Origin of the sequence: Yersinia alsatica (genome assembly GCF_902170305.1) — a bacterium.
Classification (GTDB): Bacteria; Pseudomonadota; Gammaproteobacteria; order Enterobacterales; family Enterobacteriaceae; genus Yersinia; species Yersinia alsatica.
On the sequence record NZ_CABHWW010000038.1, the window covers coordinates 85646 to 101693 of the forward strand.

The following is a 16048-nucleotide window of genomic DNA, read 5'->3' on the forward strand; positions in this document are numbered from 1 at the left end:
GATTAGCGAACTTTAACCAGTGTTCTGCCGGTAACATCGTTTGCCAGTAAACGCTCGGCAATGGCGGGGGCATCCGCCAATGTGATGGATTGCGATGCTTGAAGATAGAAACTTTCCGGCAAAATCTTCTGTAGCCGTTGCCAAGCTTGTAGACGCCGTTGTTGCGGTGTCATGACTGAATCCACACCTTGCAAGCGCACATTACGTAGAATAAATGGCATAACGGTTGTTGGTAACGTATAGCCACCGGCCAGGCCACAAGCGGCAACCGTACTGTTGTAATTCATTTGCGCCAGGATTTTAGCCAGCACTTTGTCACCCACAGTATCAATCGCGCCAGCCCACAGCTGTTTCTCCAGAGGGCGCGAAGCATCAAGATAGTCATTGCGGGATAACACCCGCTGAGCACCCAGACTTTTCAGGTAGTCGCTGTTACTGTCGCGGCCAGAAATAGCGGCAATGTTATAACCCAGAGCCGAAAGTAAGGCGATTGCAGTACTACCCACACCGCCACTGGCCCCACTCACGACCACTTCGCCGCTTTCAGGGGTTACGCCACCTTCTTCCAATGCCATCACGCATAACATAGCCGTGAAGCCAGCCGTGCCAATAATCATTGCTTTGCGAGGTTCTAGCCCTTCGGGCATCGGCACCAGCCAGTCGCCATTAACACGCGCCTGCTCGGCCAAACCGCCCCAATGGTTTTCACCGACACCCCAGCCAGTCAGCAACACGGATTGCCCAACATGAAAACGTGGATCTTCGCTGCTGTGGACGGTACCGGCAAAATCAATACCGGGAACCATAGGGAATTCGCGGATAATTTTCCCTTTGCCCGTGATAGCCAGCGCATCTTTATAATTCAGGCTAGACCAATTGACATCAACGGTGACATTACCGGCAGGGAGTTGTGACGGAGATATTTCACGCACTTCTGCGGTAGTACGGCCTTCAGTTTGCTCAAGGACAAGCGCTCGCATGTGGCACTCCAAAAATTCAAAAGAAGTATGAGTTAAGAGTGAGCCAATATAGCGACAACATCAACCTTCTAGCCTGATCAAAAACAAAAATCAGGCTATTGATCCTGACCCTGACTATCCTTTAGGTTGTGGGAGCTGAACTTCAGGGAAAAAGGCTGAGTTATTACGTTTTTGTCGCATTATGAAGTAAAAAGTCAGTATTATGATGCCTTTCTGTCATATAGTGTTTTCCTCGAGGGAACTGAGGCTTGTTTTTCACTTAATTGCGCTTCGCAAGGCTAAGGGATGCGATTTACAACCAAATTATCTGTGTTTATGACACTGCTGGTCGTTGTGGCCATGTGTCTGGTGTTACTGGGTAGCACCGCAAGTTTCTTTTATCTGTGTCAGAAAAAAATGGAGCATCGCCTTCAAGGCATTGTGACTGCTTATGATCAGTCACTGCTACAGCAACCTGCTGATAAAGAACGTGAATGGTTGCCTATCATGATGCGGACTCTGGGTGTGTTGGAAGTCAGTATCCAGAATGAAAACAGCACGCTTTATCAACTCAAGCTTCCTGCCATTTATGCTCCGTGGAATAGCCAAAGCCGCTACCGTAGTCTGGCGGTTCCGATGCTGCATCAGCCGGGGGCTTCGATGCATTTCACTTATATCGATCCCTTAAGCAGCTACGCCCGTTCCCTGTATGCGGCAGCCATTTTGTCATTGGCGGTCATTGTTATCGCGATGACACTGTTATTAAGTTTCCGCTGGTTGCGTGAGCAGACCGCAGGTCAGGAGAAGCTTGAGTGGCGGGCGAAGCGAATCCTTAATGGCGAGCGTGAACATGCCATTCGTAGTGAAGGCCATGAATGGCCGCCTTGTGCCAGCCGTGCCATTGACCATCTATTGGCAGAGTTAATCGAAGTGAGGGAAGAGCGCAATCGTGTTGATACATTGATACGGACTTTTGCGGCCCAAGATGCCCAAACCGGCTTCAGTAACCGCCAGTTTTTTGATAATCAATTGACGACTCAAATGGAAGAACCGGGTGCTCATGGCGTCGTGATGATGGTGCAGTTGCCTGATTTTGATAGCTTAACTGAAACGGATGACCATCAAAAGGTACAAGAATTGATGCATTCGTTAATTAACCTGCTTTCCACATTTGTTGCCCGTCATCCCTCGGCATTACTGGCTCGTTATCATCAAAGCGATATTGCCATATTACTCCCGCATAAAACGCTAAAAGATGCCGATGTCATGGCCGCTCAGCTGGTGCATGCAGTGGGATCGTTGCCCGACCCTCATGTTATTGACCGTGAGTCATTGCTGCATATTGGCATTGTGGCGTATCGCAGCGGCGATTCAGCAGAAGAGATTATGGATAATGCTGGACAAGCGACCAAAAATGCGGCGATGTATGGGGGGAATGGCTGGTATGTCTTCGATACTCAAGTGTCAGAAAAAGGGCGCGGCAGTGTCAAGTGGCGCACGTTGTTGGAGCAGACATTGGCTAACGGCGGTCCTCGGCTTTATCAGAAGCCGGTCGTGACGGTTGACGGGAAAATTCATCATCGCGAAATAATCAGCCGTATATATGATGGCGAGCAAGAGCTACGGGCAGCTGAATTTATGCCTCTGGTGCAACTGTTCGGTTTGGGCGAACGTTATGATCGTCAAAAAATTGATCGGATAATTCCTTTATTAGCTTTATGGCCGGACGAAACTCTGGCATTTTCTATCTGCGTTGATTCATTATTGCAACGTCCTTTCCAGCGCTGGCTGCGGGATACACTGCTCCAGTGTAGAAAATCTGATAGAGAGCGAATTATCTTTGAACTTGCAGAGGCAGATGTGTGTCAATATATCAGCCAAATCCGTCCGATGATGCGTTTGCTACTCGGTGTAGGCTGCAAGGTTATGGTGTCACAGGCCGGATTGACGGTTGTAAGCACCTCATACATTAAGTCTCTGCGGGTTGAAATGATCAAGCTTCATCCGGGATTAGTAAGAAATATTAATTTACGTTACGAAAATCAGTTGTTTGTCGATAGCCTGACCGGTGCTTGTGCAGGAACCCATGCGAAAGTTTTCGCCGCAGAAGTTCTTACCCGTGAAGAATGGCAAACTCTGAAAGAGAAAGGTGTTTACGGTGGACAAGGCAATTTTTTTGCTCCGCCAACCCTTTTGAACCCCGGAAAGAAAAAATATTCGTATTAGGGCCATGTTTAGCCTGATCGTTGAGCAAAAATTAACGTAGAATGTGCCAGTCATTTCCGTAAATCGTTGGTGGGCGCTTACTTCCGACGAGAATCAGGTTAAATGTTAGATTTTATGTGCTGTGTTACGCCGGTCGTTGCGCAGAATCCGTGTTGTGCCGAAGGTTTATTCAACCTTTTCAAGCTGCCTGGGTTCTGAACGGAACGAGACGTCAATAACGCAGCTACTTTTTCACCGAATCAGGACGTTTTTGCGCCTTGTCGCTGCTTCGTGTGGTTGGTAAAGTAGGCGGATTTTATTTTCCGCCCCCAGCTTGCAGGATTATCCTTTCGTTATGTTTAAGAAATTTCGTGGCATGTTTTCCAACGACTTGTCCATCGACTTGGGTACCGCCAATACCCTTATATATGTTAAAGGACAAGGCATTGTACTGAATGAACCTTCAGTGGTTGCTATTCGCCAGGATCGTGCCGGTTCACCGAAGAGCGTTGCGGCTGTGGGCCATGATGCCAAACAGATGCTGGGGCGTACCCCCGGCAATATCGCAGCTATTCGTCCGATGAAAGATGGCGTTATCGCCGACTTCTTTGTCACTGAAAAAATGCTGCAACACTTTATTAAGCAAGTTCACAGCAACAGCTTTATGCGCCCAAGTCCGCGTGTATTGGTGTGCGTACCGGTCGGGGCAACTCAGGTTGAGCGCCGTGCGATCCGTGAATCTGCTCAGGGCGCAGGCGCTCGTGAAGTGTTTCTGATTGAAGAACCTATGGCTGCGGCCATTGGCGCGGGCTTACCTGTTTCTGAAGCGACCGGTTCAATGGTGGTGGATATTGGTGGCGGTACCACAGAAGTGGCCGTTATCTCTCTGAATGGTGTGGTTTACTCTTCTTCCGTACGTATCGGTGGTGACCGTTTCGATGAAGCTATCATTAATTATGTGCGCCGTAACTACGGTTCACTGATTGGTGAAGCAACTGCCGAACGTATCAAACACAGCATCGGTTCTGCTTATCCGGGTGATGAAGTTCTGGAAATTGAAGTCCGTGGCCGTAACCTTGCAGAAGGTGTACCACGTGGCTTTACTCTGAATTCCAATGAAATCCTTGAAGCGCTGCAAGAGCCATTGACGGGTATTGTCAGTGCGGTGATGGTAGCGCTGGAACAGTGTCCGCCAGAACTGGCGTCGGACATCTCTGAACGCGGTATGGTGTTGACCGGTGGTGGCGCATTGCTGCGTAACCTGGATCGCTTGCTGATGGAAGAGACCGGTATCCCGGTGGTGGTGGCAGAAGATCCATTGACCTGCGTTGCCCGCGGTGGTGGTAAAGCGCTGGAAATGATCGACATGCATGGCGGCGATTTGTTCAGCGAAGAATAGTCAGCCAAAAGGAGAAGGGCCGGTCGGATAAATCGATACCCAAGGTAAGAAGTCATTGGCGTTACAGCCAGGCAATAAACACATTCGAATGCGCTGGCATCAGTCAGTCATTTGGGTGAGTCGCCATCATCTGCTGTAACGTCAAGTACGAAAGGGTGATTCAGATTTGGCGCTTCCTCCTTTATGCCGTCAAGGAATACCCATAATTTATGAAGCCGATTTTTAGCCGGGGTCCATCCCTGCAACTGCGGTTGTTCTTTGCCGTTCTTGCAGCCATTATTTTAGTTATAGCGGATAGTCGATTAGGTACATTTGTTAAAATACGTACCTATATGGACACCGCCGTTAGTCCTTTCTATTTTCTGGCCAATGGGCCACGCAAAGTTCTCGACAATGTTTCTGAAACTCTGGCTACCCATCAACAATTGGAGCTGGAAAATCGTGCATTGCGGCAAGAACTGTTGCTGAAAAATACTGACCTCCAGTTACTTGGGCAATTTAAGCAGGAAAATAACCGCTTACGTGAATTGCTCGGATCCCCGCTGCGTCAGGATGAACAGAAAATGGTGACTCAGGTGATGTCCAGCGGGACAGATCCCTATAGTGACCAAGTGGTTATCGATAAAGGCTCTAATAATGGTGTGTACGAAGGCCAGCCGGTTATCAGTGACCGTGGCGTCGTAGGCCAGGTCGTAGCGGTGAGTAAATTAACCAGCCGCGTATTATTGATTTGCGATACTTCCCACGCGCTACCTATTCAGGTACTGCGAAATGATATTCGGGTTATTGCTGCCGGCAGTGGTTGTACTGATGATTTGCTATTAGAGCACTTGCCTAGCAATACAGATATTCGTGTCGGTGATGTGTTAGTGACATCCGGCTTGGGGGGACGTTTCCCTGAAGGCTATCCTGTGGCGGTGGTTTCGTCGGTCAAAGTTGACAACCAGCGCGCTTATACGGTGATTCAAGCTCGCCCGACCGCTGACTTGCAGCGCTTACGTTACCTGTTGCTCTTGTGGGGCGCTGATCGTAATGGTGATGTACCATTGCCGCCTGATGAAGTTCGCCGTGTGGCAAATGAACGCTTGGCTCCCATGATGTCACAAGTATTGCCGGCCGCAGATGCTATGGGGCCTCCGGCACCGCCTGCGGTGACAACACCACCAGCAGTGACTGCTCCGGGAGTATCACCATGAACCGTTACAGCAGCAATGGCCGTTGGGTGATCTGGTTGTCCTTCCTCATTGCCATGGTGCTACAAATTATGCCGTGGCCTGAACAGATTTATATGTTTCGGCCTTCATGGCTGGCATTAGTCTTAATTTATTGGGTGATGGCATTACCGCATCGGGTGAATGTTGGCACCGGCTTTATTCTCGGGCTGATTATGGACCTTATTTTAGGTTCAACCCTCGGGGTCCGGGCTCTGGCGCTTAGCATTATCGCTTATCTGGTGGCATTTAAATTTCAGCTATTTCGCAATATGGCATTGTGGCAGCAGGCGCTCATTGTGATGCTGCTTTCGCTGACGATGGATGTGGTGGTGTTCTGGTCCGAGTTTTTAGTCAGTAATGTCTCATTCCGGCCTGAAGTATTCTGGAGTAGTGTAGTCAACGGCATTTTGTGGCCTTGGCTATTTTTGTTAATGCGTAAAATTCGCCGCCAATTTGCGGTGCAATAAGGACTTAAGACTCATGACCGCCCTGTATCTCGCTTCTGGCTCTCCGCGTCGCCGTGAATTACTGACCCTGCTTGGTGTGCCTTTTGAGGTGCTAAAAACTGAGGTTAAAGAGCAACGCCATCCAGAAGAGAGTGCGCAAGAATATGTTCGGCGTTTGGCAGAAGATAAAGCACGGGCAGGGGTGAGGGTCGCACCACAGGATTTGCCAGTTTTAGGGGCGGATACTATTGTGGTGTTAAATGGGCAAGTATTAGAAAAACCACGAGATAAAGCACACGCACAACAAATACTCAGTGCATTGTCCGGCCAACAACATCAAGTTATTACTGCGGTGTCGCTGGCTGACCGACAAGACATATTATCTGCCATGGTTGTGACAGATGTGACATTTCGCGTGTTATCCCAGTTGGAAATCAGTGACTATATTGCTACCGGTGAACCCATGGACAAAGCGGGCGCGTACGGTATTCAGGGGAAAGGTGGTTGTTTCGTCAGGTCCATTACCGGCAGTTATCATGCCGTGGTGGGGCTGCCGTTGGTAGAAACCCATGAATTACTAAGTAATTTCATTGCGCTACGTAATGTGAGAGGAATACATGACAGCTGAATTACTGGTCAATATTACACCGTCTGAAACGCGGGTTGCCTACATTGACGGTGGCATCCTGCAAGAAATACATATCGAACGTGAAGCCAAAAGAGGGATCGTTGGCAATATCTATAAGGGCCGTGTCAGCCGGGTTTTACCGGGCATGCAAGCGGCTTTTGTGGATATAGGTCTGGATAAGGCCGCTTTCCTCCATGCTTCCGATATCATGCCCCACACTGAATGCGTGGCTGGGGATGAGCAGAAAAACTTCAATGTGCGCGACATTGCTGAACTGGTTCGCCAGGGGCAGGATTTAATGGTGCAAGTGGTGAAAGACCCGCTCGGCACTAAAGGCGCACGTCTGACCACCGATATCACCCTACCTTCCCGCTATCTGGTGTTAATGCCAGGGGCCGCCCATGTGGGGGTTTCGCAGCGCATAGAAAGTGAAGCGGAACGTGAGCGCCTGAAGAAAACCGTGGCGGAGTACTGCGATGAGCAGGGCGGTTTTATTATCCGCACGGCCGCAGAAGGGATTGGTGAAGAGGAACTTGCCGCTGATGCCGCTTTCCTCAAACGTTTGTGGACCAAGGTTCAGGAGCGGAAAAAACGCAATATCACTAAATATAAACTGTATGGCGAGATGGCTCTGGCGCAGCGCGTGCTCCGTGATTTTGCCGGTGCGGCACTGGATAAAATCCGTGTTGACTCCAAATTGACCTATGATTTGCTGGTGGAGTTTACCAGCGAATATATTCCAGAAATGACTGAAAAGCTGGAGCTGTATGCCGGTAAACAGCCGATTTTCGATCTCTATGATGTCGAAAATGAAATACAGCGATCCCTGGAGCGCAAAGTTGAGTTAAAATCAGGCGGTTACCTGATTATTGACCAGACCGAAGCTATGACCACGGTAGATATCAATACCGGGGCTTTTGTTGGTCATCGTAATCTTGACGAAACCATTTTCAATACCAATATTGAAGCCACTCAGGCTATTGCCCGCCAACTGCGGATGCGCAATCTGGGTGGGATTATCATTATTGATTTCATCGACATGAGTAATGAAGAGCATCGTCGGCGTGTGCTGCATTCACTGGAGCAGGCACTGAGTAAAGATCGAGTAAAAACCAGTATTAACGGTTTCTCTCAGCTAGGCTTAGTGGAAATGACGCGCAAGCGCACGCGGGAAAGCATCGAGCATGTGCTCTGCAATGAATGCCCAACCTGTCGTGGCCGTGGCACCGTCAAATCGGTCGAGACCGTGTGCTATGAAATCTTGCGTGAAATTGTGCGTGTTCACCATGCTTATGATTCTGACCGCTTCTTGGTCTATGCTTCTCCAGCAGTCGGTGAGGCGCTGAAAGGCGAAGAGTCTCACGCACTCGCTGAAGTAGAAATTTTCGTCGGTAAGCAGGTTAAAGTTCAGATTGAGCCACTGTATAACCAAGAACAGTTTGATGTGGTGATGATGTAAGTGCCTCCCGGCCTTACAGGGATGGCGAGGAGAGAAGTGTGAGGCGACTGCCCAGGATAATGTTTGCGACAGGCGCCACAATGATTGTTGTGGTGGCACTGTTGGTCAGTGGGCTACGCATGATGCTGCCTCTCATCAACGACTATCGTCCGCAAATCGTGGCTAAGGTTCAGTCCATTAGCGGTATCCCACTGGAAGTGGGATTCATGCAAGGGACGTGGGAAACCTTTGGCCCAACGTTGGAATTGCGTGATATTCGCGCTCAATTGCCGAAAGCCGACTGGCAGGTGCAACGGGTAACTCTTGCGCTCGATGTCTGGCAATCCTTGCTGCATTGGCGCTGGCAGTTCCGTGACATGACTTTCTATCAATTACAGCTGGACTTGCACACCACGCTCGATAGGCAGCAGAGTAATAACAGCAGCCTTGAAGCCAGCAACATTACTGATATTTTCTTACGTCAATTAGACCATTTTGACCTGCGCAACAGTCGCATTTCATTTTTGACCCCATCAGGCCCACGTGCCGAATTAGAAATTCCACAACTGACTTGGCTTAACTCGCCGAGTCGGCATCGCGCTGAAGGGCAAATCAGCCTTTCGACCATCAATGGCCAGCATGGCGTAGTGATGGTGCGTATGGATCTGCATGATAACCAGGGCATTTTAAATAATGGCACGGTTTATATGCAGGCCGACAATATCGACCTGAAACCTTGGATTAGCCGCTGGCTGCACAATAATACCGGGTTGGACAGTGCTGAATTCAGCTTGGCCGCTTGGCTAAGTATTAAAAGTGGTGAAATTTACAGTGGCAATGTACTGCTCAGTCAGGGGCAAGCCAACTGGACGGTGGGCGAGCAATCCCATCAGTTAGCCGTAGATAATTTGGTACTGGAAGGCCGCCGTCAGGGCAATGGCTGGCAAATTGACGCGCCAGAGTTGAGCCTCAAAACAGATGGTCAAGCCTGGCCGAAAGGGCATCTGTCAGCTTTGTGGCTACCTGAAAATACCCAATTCATCGGCCCAGACCAATCTCAAGAATTACGTATTCGCGCCACCAATATTCAGCTCGAACGCGTTGGGCCGCTATTGCCAACCCTGTCACTTTTTACACCTGAATTGATGAAGCGCTGGGCTGATTTACGGCCGCAGGGCATTATCGATGCCTTGGCATTGGATATTCCAATCAGCCAACCGCAAAGAACACGTTTCCAGGCTCAATGGCACAATATCAGCTGGCAGCATTGGGATTTACTACCTGGCGTGAATAATTTTGCCGGTGTGTTGAGCGGCACAGCTGAACTTGGGCGGCTGGATATCAACCTTAAAGACAGCACCTTGCCTTATGGTGAAATGTTCCGCGCCCCATTAGAGGTGAGTCAGGCCAGTGGCACAGTGAAATGGCAGGTGGATGATAAAGGTTGGGAGCTCTGGAGCGACCAGCTAGATGTCAGGGCCAAATCCTTGTGGGGCAATGGCAGTTTCCGCTATATGCAACCGGATAAAGGGCAGCCATGGCTTAAGATCCTGACCGGCATTCGTCTGTATGATGCCACCGATGCTTGGCGCTACTTCCCAGTTCCATTGATGGGCAAGAAACTGGCTGACTATTTGACCGCGGCGTTACAGGGTGGGCAGGTGGATAATGCCACGCTGGTTTATAACGGCAATCCCCATGATTTTCCTTATAAACATAAAGAAGGCCAGTTCCAGGTCTATGTGCCGCTACGTAACGCGACCTTCGCATTCCAGCCAGATTGGCCTGCATTAGAGAATTTAGCCATTGACCTCGATTTCCTTAATGAAGGTCTGTGGATGAACGCGCCTCATGCCATGCTGGGTAATGTCACCGGCAGCAATATCAGCGCCATCATCCCGGATTATCTGCAAGAGAAACTCTATGTTGATGCTGAAGTGACGGGTGAAGGGCGTGATGTTCATGACTACTTTACCCAGACACCACTCAAGGACTCAGTGGCTGAAACACTTGAGGAGTTGCAGGTCGGGGGTAATGTTAGTGGGCGCTTACACCTAGATATCCCCTTGGAAGAGAACCGCATTACGCATGCCAGCGGCGAAGTGACGTTGAAGAATAACAGCCTGTTGGTTAAGCCGTTGCACAGCCAACTGGAAAATATCAGCGGTAAGTTCCGGTTCAATGATGGCAATCTGGATAGTGATACCTTATCCGCCAACTGGTTCGGGCAGCCGCTAACCGTTGATTTTACCACCCAAGAGCAACCTAAGAACTTTTTGGTCAATGTCGGGCTACACGGTGACTGGCTGCCGGCCAAATTACCCGGTGTACCGGACGATGTGGCGAAATTGCTGAGTGGCAGTGCCAACTGGCAAGGTAAAGTTGCCGTGCAGTTGCCTAAAAACGGCAAGCCGGATTATAAAATTGATGTCACGGCTGACCTTAAGAAAGTGAGCAGTCACTTACCGCCACCGCTAGATAAAGTCAGTGGTCAAACCTTACCATTACAGGTTAAGGCCGTCGGTGGGCTGGATAGCTTTACTCTGTCGGGTAGTGCGGGCGGCAACAATACCTTTAATAGCCAATGGCTGCTGCAAAAGGATCAGGTGGAGCTGGCGCGGGCTATCTGGCAGACCGACAGCAGCAAGACACCACCGTTACCTGATGACAAAGGATTGGTACTCAAGCTGCCTAACTTGGATGGTGAGCGCTGGCTGGCTTTGCTGGCTCCTGAGCTTTCAGCAGTGAGCGCGCCTTTTGCCTCCGCTGCTCAGCCCAAAATAAAAGGCAGCAGCGCTAATGTTATTTTCCCGAAGCGGCTGACATTGCAAACTCCGCAGTTGTTAATCGGCGGTCAGGCTTGGCATGGCCTGACATTACAACTGGAACCTTTGCTGGCGGGCACCAAAGTCACGGCCAAGGGGCAGGAAGTCGATGGCAGTCTGTTGATGTCTGACAGTGGGCCATGGCATGCCGATATTGATTACCTCTATTACAACCCGCAGTGGGCGGGGAGCGAAAAGAGTGATCCGTTGGCAAAAGCGGCATTGCAGGAGCCACAAAGCCCGAGCACGGTCTCGTTCCATAATTGGCCAGCTCTGCAACTGCGTTGTAAAGCTTGTTGGATTTTGGGGCAAAATGTCGGGCGGGTGACTGCGGATCTCACTCCGAAAGGCTCGGTGCTGACGTTATCAAGTGGGTTGATTGAAGCCGGTAATGGGCGGGCCAAGGTTTCCGGGCAGTGGCAGCAAGATCATCTGGGTGACAAAACCGCTCTTAATGTTGCACTGAGTGGGGCAAAAATCGATGAAACACTCTCGTTTTTTGGCCTGACAACCCCAATAAAAGATGCTTCATTTGATATCAATGCCGACATCAATTGGCGCGGTGTGCCGTGGCAGCCACAAATTAATAGCCTGAATGGGACACTCAAGAGCCGACTGGGGCGCGGATTACTCACTGATCTCGGTGGTGGCCGTGCGGGCCAGTTATTGCGTTTAGTCAGCTTTGACGCACTATTACGTAAGCTCCAACTCGATTTTAGTGATACGTTTAGTCGTGACTTCGCGTTTGATTCTATTCGCGGCAGCGCCAATATCAAAAATGGCGTGATGCATACCAATGATTTAGTGGTTGATGGGTTGGCGGCCGATATTGCCATGAGCGGCAATGTTGATTTGGTGAAACGCCAGATAGCCATGGAAGCGGTCATCACCCCAGAGATTTCTGCCACTGTCGGTGTCGCAACTGCGTTCGCGATTAACCCGGTGGTTGGGGCGGCAGTATTTGCTGCCTCCAAGATTTTAGGGCCGTTATGGAGCAAGGTCTCGCTGATTCGCTATCAGATTACCGGTAGCCTGGATCAACCGGCCATCCATGAAGTATTACGCCAGCTAAAGGAGAGTAAGGCGCCATGAAAAATGCCAATGTCGCATTATTACAGTTATGCAGCGGTGAAAATACCCGTGACAATCTGGCTCAAATTGAGCAGCAGATTAAACAGTTAAATTCAGGCATTCAACTGGTTATGACGCCGGAAAATGCCTTGTTATTTGCCAATGCTGCCTCATACCGCCACCATGCCGAACAACACAACGATGGGCCATTACAGCAGGAAGTGCGTGAGATGGCGCGTAGATACGGAGTCTGGATTCAAGTCGGCTCCATGCCGCTGATCAGCCGTGAATCACCGGACCTGATCACCACCAGCAGCTTGCTGTTTGATGATCAGGGTGAGCTTAAAGCCCGCTACGATAAAATCCATATGTTTGATGTGGATATAAACGACCTGCATAGTCATTACCGTGAGTCTGATACTTATCAACCGGGCCAGCAATTGACGGTAGTGGATACGCCAGTAGGCCGCCTTGGCATGACGATTTGCTATGATCTGCGTTTCCCCGGTTTGTTCCAGGCTTTACGTGCGCAGGGAGCAGAGATTATTTCAGTGCCTTCGGCCTTTACCAAAGTCACGGGTGAAGCTCATTGGGAAATTTTATTGCGCGCACGGGCGATTGAAAATCAGTGCGTGATATTGGCCGCAGCACAGGTGGGGCGTCACGGTGCCACCCGCCGGACTTGGGGCCATACCATGGCGGTTGATGCCTGGGGTAAAATTATTGGGCAAAACCCAGATGCGGTTGCTGCTTTAAAAGTCAAAATTGAAACCACAGGCTTGAAGACTATTCGTAACCAGATGCCGGTATTGCAGCATAATCGCTTCCAGGCGTCGCTGGTACCGCCATCGAATAAGCTATCATCTACTTCATGATAATCATCTAAATAAAGAGTGAAAACTATGAGCCTCTCGTTTGTCAGTGAGCAGTTACTCGCTGCTAACAAGCTGAACCATCAGGACTTGTTCTCAGTATTGGGGCAGTTGGCCGAGCGCCGCCTCGATTATGCTGACCTGTATTTCCAGTCCAGCTACCACGAGGCCTGGGTGTTGGAAGACAGCATCATTAAAGATGGCTCTTACAATATTGATCAGGGTGTCGGGGTGCGCGCAGTCAGTGGTGAAAAGACCGGTTTTGCCTACGCCGACCAGATAACCCTGAATGCTTTACAGCAAAGTGCCCATGCAGCGCGCAGTATTGTGCGTGATACTGGCAACGGTAAAGTGCATACCTTGGGTGAAATTAGCTATAAGGCGCTGTATCCATTACTCGACCCACTGCAAAGTCTCTCTCGGGAAGACAAAATTGCACTGCTGCACCGAGTAGACAAAGTGGCTCGTGCTGCCGACAAGCGGGTGCAGGAAGTGAGCGCCAGCCTGACCGGTGTCTATGAGCAGATTCTAGTCGCAGCCACTGACGGTACGCTGGCGGCAGATGTGCGCCCACTGGTGCGCCTGTCAGTCAGTGTATTGGTTGAAGAGAACGGCAAGCGCGAACGCGGTGCCAGTGGTGGTGGTGGCCGTTTCGGTTATGACTACTTCCTTGAGGTGGTTGACGGTGAAGTACGTGCCGATAATTTTGCTAATGAAGCCGTCAGAATGGCATTAGTGAATTTGTCTGCCATTGCCGCACCGGCAGGTGCCATGCCAGTGGTGTTAGGTGCTGGTTGGCCGGGCGTGTTGCTGCACGAAGCTGTTGGTCATGGGCTGGAAGGTGATTTCAACCGCCGTGGCAGCTCCGTATTCAGCGGGCAAATGGGTAAGTTGGTTGCTTCTGAGCTGTGTACCGTGGTTGATGACGGCACCATGCAAGGTCGTCGAGGCTCTCTTGCCATCGACGATGAAGGGGTGCCAGGCCAATATAACGTGCTGATTGAAAACGGTATTCTGAAAGGTTATATGCAGGATAAGCTCAATGCTCGCTTGATGGGGGTTGCGCCAACCGGTAATGGCCGCCGTGAATCCTATGCGCATCTGCCAATGCCGCGTATGACGAACACTTATATGCTGGCCGGTAAATCCACGCCAGAAGAGATCATCGCCAGTGTGGAATATGGCCTTTACGCGCCTAATTTTGGCGGTGGTCAGGTGGATATTACCTCCGGCAAGTTTGTCTTCTCGACTTCTGAAGCTTACTTAATCGAAAAAGGCAAAATCACCCACGCGGTGAAAGGGGCCACTTTGATTGGCTCGGGTATTGAAGCTATGCAGCAGATTTCTATGGTCGGCAACGATCTGGCGCTGGATAAGGGTGTTGGCGTCTGTGGCAAAGAAGGCCAAAGCCTGCCGGTGGGCGTGGGTCAGCCTACCCTGAAACTGGATAATCTGACCGTGGGCGGCACCGCGTAAGAAGAAATACAGCATGTTTGGTGCTCAGTTTAAGTCTAACTGGGCACCCAATAACTATGCTCATGTTATCGGTAGCCCTGATATACCTCAGCAACCCGCTTAAAGTATTCGGTTAAATAGTCGATACAGACTTGGACTTTAAGCGGCATTTTGTCTTTCTCGGTATACAGTGCATAAACCGGGCGGGGGTCAGAATGATATTTTTTGAAAAGCACTTCCACTTCACCGCGTTTTATCTCCTCAATCACCCACATTAATGGCGCATAGGCAATACCCGCGCCAGCGTTGAGCCAACGGATCATGGTTTGCGAATCATTGGTCACAAAACGGCCCTGCGGGGATATCTGTGTGGTAATACCTTCCGGCGCAATCAATTCAAAATTACTGTCCGGCCTGACACTGTATTCCAGCCACGAGAAATTGACCATATCCGAGGGTTTCTCCGGCGTGCCGTACTGTGCCAGATAGGATTTGGCGGCACACACCACCATTGGCATGGAACCCAGGCGGCGAGAAAACAGCCCTGAATCCTGTAAAGCTCCGACCCGAATCACCACATCCAAACCATCCGCAATCAGGTCCGGTGCCGGTATACCGGTGACCAAATTAACCGACAGCCCAGGGTATTCTTTCAGCATCTCCGCGGTCATGGTGGCGAGCACATTTTGCGCCATAGTCGATGAGCAGCCAATCCGCAGCGTCCCTGTCGGGGTATTGTTAAATGCGTACAGTTGTTCGTGGACTTCCTGCACTTCCTGCAGCATGCGCCGGCAGCCCTGATAGTAAATGCGGCCAGCCTCGGTTAAACCAATGCGCCGGGTACTGCGGTTAAGCAGCTTAACATTCAGCTCTGTTTCCAGCTTTGACACTGTCTGACTTATCGACGACACACTCATGGCCAACTGCCGTGCCGCGCCGGTAAAGGAACCGCACTCAACGACTTTGGCAAAGACTGACATTCGTTTTAATCTTTCCATGGTTTGCTCTATATGGACTGTTAGCGAGAGGGATTGTTAACTCTGGCTTAAAAGTGATTTAGATCACACATTGTAGATAACTTGATAATAAGCAGGCTAATATACTGCTGTCGGGAGAAGAGTCCGAAGCTTGAAAACCACGTAGCCGAAGTGTTGCCTCATCTCATGGCAAGCTACAGCCATAATAATCAACCAAGTTTAACCTATAAGTCAGTCTTATGGCTGGTGCTTTTAGCCGTGGCTATTGTAGTTGGATGTATTTCAGTTAACTGTCAGATTATTCATTTGGGCGTATTCACCGACACCCCACAACAGAAAGGATTTAAAAATGAGTTTGCTTCCGGTGATGGTGATTTTCGGCCTCTCTTTTCCACCGATATTTGTTGAGCTGCTGCTCTCGCTGGCCCTTTTTTTTGTCCTGCGTCGCATGTTACAACCCACGGGTATTTATGAGTTTGTCTGGCATCCAGCGCTCTTTAATACCGCATTGTACGGTTGTCTTTTTTACTTAATATCTCGTCTTTTTTCCTGAGGTCGC

Annotated in this window: 12 protein-coding genes; 10 read left to right on the forward strand and 2 right to left on the reverse strand. The window is 50.1% G+C overall.

What is annotated here, in order from left to right:
* Positions 1-2: 2 nt before the first annotated feature.
* Positions 3-980 carry an acrylyl-CoA reductase (NADPH) gene (gene acuI, locus FTA96_RS21750; RefSeq protein ID WP_050135552.1) on the reverse strand — a complete coding sequence of 326 codons (978 nt, stop codon included), beginning with the start codon at positions 978-980 and terminating at the stop codon, positions 3-5.
* 285 nt (positions 981-1265) lie between these two features.
* Between acuI and csrD the strand changes: the two genes are divergently transcribed.
* From csrD to tldD, 9 genes are all read left to right on the forward strand, one after another.
* Positions 1266-3185, forward strand: coding sequence for an RNase E specificity factor CsrD (gene csrD, locus FTA96_RS21755; protein WP_145530273.1), 1920 nt, complete (start codon positions 1266-1268; stop codon positions 3183-3185).
* Between the two features lie 334 nt (positions 3186-3519).
* Positions 3520-4563: a rod shape-determining protein MreB gene (mreB, locus tag FTA96_RS21760; protein ID WP_002228205.1), complete on the forward strand. Its 1044-nt coding sequence runs from the start codon at positions 3520-3522 to the stop codon at positions 4561-4563.
* Positions 4564-4772: 209 nt separating this feature from the next.
* A complete protein-coding gene (gene mreC / locus FTA96_RS21765; RefSeq protein ID WP_050110733.1) occupies positions 4773-5759 on the forward strand; it encodes a rod shape-determining protein MreC in 987 nt (328 codons plus the stop codon).
* A complete protein-coding gene (gene mreD, locus FTA96_RS21770) occupies positions 5756-6244 on the forward strand; it encodes a rod shape-determining protein MreD (RefSeq protein ID WP_032911561.1) in 489 nt (162 codons plus the stop codon). Before mreC ends, mreD begins: the two co-directional genes overlap by 4 nt.
* Before the next feature lie 13 nt (positions 6245-6257).
* The gene (locus FTA96_RS21775; protein ID WP_050110735.1) at positions 6258-6851 is read left to right on the forward strand and encodes a Maf family protein; all 594 of its coding nucleotides are present in this window, start codon (positions 6258-6260) and stop codon (positions 6849-6851) included.
* Positions 6841-8310 carry a ribonuclease G gene (gene rng, locus FTA96_RS21780; protein WP_032911560.1) on the forward strand — a complete coding sequence of 490 codons (1470 nt, stop codon included), beginning with the start codon at positions 6841-6843 and terminating at the stop codon, positions 8308-8310. The genes FTA96_RS21775 and rng overlap by 11 nt, the downstream gene beginning before the upstream one ends.
* A 38-nt stretch (positions 8311-8348) precedes the next feature.
* The gene (yhdP, locus tag FTA96_RS21785; RefSeq protein ID WP_145574877.1) at positions 8349-12206 is read left to right on the forward strand and encodes an AsmA2 domain-containing protein YhdP; all 3858 of its coding nucleotides are present in this window, start codon (positions 8349-8351) and stop codon (positions 12204-12206) included.
* Entirely contained in the window at positions 12203-13060 is an 858-nt protein-coding gene (nit1, locus tag FTA96_RS21790; RefSeq protein WP_050110739.1) for a deaminated glutathione amidase, read from the forward strand. The genes yhdP and nit1 overlap by 4 nt, the downstream gene beginning before the upstream one ends.
* A 27-nt stretch (positions 13061-13087) precedes the next feature.
* Positions 13088-14533 (forward strand): metalloprotease TldD, encoded by a 1446-nt coding sequence (gene tldD / locus FTA96_RS21795; RefSeq protein ID WP_050123197.1) that lies wholly within the window; start codon positions 13088-13090, stop codon positions 14531-14533.
* A 65-nt stretch (positions 14534-14598) separates the two neighbouring features.
* On the opposite strand, the gene aaeR is transcribed toward tldD, so the two are convergent.
* Positions 14599-15510 carry an HTH-type transcriptional activator AaeR gene (gene aaeR / locus FTA96_RS21800; protein WP_004711000.1) on the reverse strand — a complete coding sequence of 304 codons (912 nt, stop codon included), beginning with the start codon at positions 15508-15510 and terminating at the stop codon, positions 14599-14601.
* A 328-nt stretch (positions 15511-15838) separates the two neighbouring features.
* On the opposite strand from aaeR, the gene aaeX reads away from it, so the two are divergent.
* Positions 15839-16042: a p-hydroxybenzoic acid efflux pump operon protein AaeX gene (gene aaeX, locus FTA96_RS21805; protein ID WP_050123201.1), complete on the forward strand. Its 204-nt coding sequence runs from the start codon at positions 15839-15841 to the stop codon at positions 16040-16042.
* Positions 16043-16048 lie beyond the last annotated feature (6 nt).

What these genes read in the sequence shown, in the direction of transcription:
- acuI (WP_050135552.1), bottom strand. Translation starts at nt 980, where the DNA reads ATGCGAGCGCTTGTCCTTGAGCAAACTGAAGGCCGTACTACCGCAGAA.
- csrD (WP_145530273.1), top strand. Translation starts at nt 1,266, where the DNA reads ATGCGATTTACAACCAAATTATCTGTGTTTATGACACTGCTGGTCGTT.
- mreB (WP_002228205.1), top strand. Translation starts at nt 3,520, where the DNA reads ATGTTTAAGAAATTTCGTGGCATGTTTTCCAACGACTTGTCCATCGAC.
- mreC (WP_050110733.1), top strand. Translation starts at nt 4,773, where the DNA reads ATGAAGCCGATTTTTAGCCGGGGTCCATCCCTGCAACTGCGGTTGTTC.
- mreD (WP_032911561.1), top strand. Translation starts at nt 5,756, where the DNA reads ATGAACCGTTACAGCAGCAATGGCCGTTGGGTGATCTGGTTGTCCTTC.
- FTA96_RS21775 (WP_050110735.1), top strand. Translation starts at nt 6,258, where the DNA reads ATGACCGCCCTGTATCTCGCTTCTGGCTCTCCGCGTCGCCGTGAATTA.
- rng (WP_032911560.1), top strand. Translation starts at nt 6,841, where the DNA reads ATGACAGCTGAATTACTGGTCAATATTACACCGTCTGAAACGCGGGTT.
- nit1 (WP_050110739.1), top strand. Translation starts at nt 12,203, where the DNA reads ATGAAAAATGCCAATGTCGCATTATTACAGTTATGCAGCGGTGAAAAT.
- tldD (WP_050123197.1), top strand. Translation starts at nt 13,088, where the DNA reads ATGAGCCTCTCGTTTGTCAGTGAGCAGTTACTCGCTGCTAACAAGCTG.
- aaeR (WP_004711000.1), bottom strand. Translation starts at nt 15,510, where the DNA reads ATGGAAAGATTAAAACGAATGTCAGTCTTTGCCAAAGTCGTTGAGTGC.
- aaeX (WP_050123201.1), top strand. Translation starts at nt 15,839, where the DNA reads ATGAGTTTGCTTCCGGTGATGGTGATTTTCGGCCTCTCTTTTCCACCG.